The organism is Oleiphilus sp. HI0117 (genome assembly GCF_001635235.1).
On the sequence record NZ_LWGA01001071.1, the window covers coordinates 1 to 1,202 of the forward strand.

Here is a 1,202-nt window from a genome sequence, read left to right on the forward strand (position 1 = left end):
GTTTGTCTCTGCTCATTCTTTGACCTAAAGGTCAAAGAAGATAACAAATTTTTGGTGAATTAGAAATTAATAGCCCTCTACAGGCCACGGCAGACGGGAGCTTCAGAGGGTTTTGCGATATATGGAGGCAAAATCCCTAGGACCCCTTATTGGTTATCAGAGATAATCGAGCCGCGCATACGGCTTCTATCATGCACCGCTCAGCTCGTCTACCGCGGCTCAAAGAGAGGGATGGAAGAACTTAGTATGGCTGACGACCGAAAAAATAAAGGTATTCTCTTCAATAAAAACAATAAGTTAAGTCGATTCTATGAGCAATTGTACCCCGATATAGTCGGTCACCCATCCGAACAAAGGGGCTGTTTTTATGATTCAATTGAAAAAGTTTTCAGGGCTTTCTAGTCAATGGCTATTGAACTTTTCGTATGAGAGAGGAATCACTCAAGCCGAAATTGAACAGTCTCTGGATTTGGAAAAGGATTCCAACGGTGGGTACGAATTTCTGTCGATGGAAGATTATATCCGACTCATTAATTGGACAGCTAAACGTCTCGATGAATCTCTACTAGGCTTACAACTTTCAAAGGTTGTCAAGGGTTCTGACTTTGGTTCAGGAATGCTTACCGTCTATCACGCGGCCACATTGAGAGACGTCTGTTTATGTTTATCCCGATACGATCAAACGATATCTAAAGCAATTGTTATCGATTTCATTGAAGGTAAAAATGAAAGCCGGCTAGAATATCGCGTCAACATTGCACCCGCTTTTGATATCTCTCAAGAAGTTGAATTGGCAATGGCATTATTGATGAAGCTTTTGCGTAAGCAATTGGACGATGCCTGGAGTCCTCTGGAAGTTGGATTTAGTCATAAGCCCAATTCAAGTATTGAAGACTACTACGAATTCATTGGTAAAAATGTAAAATTTGAACAAGCCGTGAATTACTGTGCAATCAGTAGTTCCGATCTTAATCTTGAAGCTACTCCCGCAGACCCCAATATGCTGAAAGTACTGCGGGAGAATGCAGATCAACTTCTGGACAAAATACTGAAAATCGACGACATTGTTGGTCAAGTTAAATTCTATATTGCCCGGACGCTCGGCACGGACGCCTGCTCGGCGAACCACGCGGCAACGCAATTTTTTATGTCACGCAGAAACCTGACTCGACAACTAATGACCCGAGGTACTTCCTTTCGCG

1 protein-coding gene is annotated in these 1,202 nt (G+C 42.7%); it reads left to right on the forward strand.

What is annotated here, in order from left to right:
- Nucleotides 1–367: 367 nt before the first annotated feature.
- Nucleotides 368–1,202, forward strand: an 835-nt coding sequence (locus tag A3757_RS19145; RefSeq protein WP_068740112.1) for an AraC family transcriptional regulator ligand-binding domain-containing protein, incomplete at its 3' end; no start/stop codon positions are given.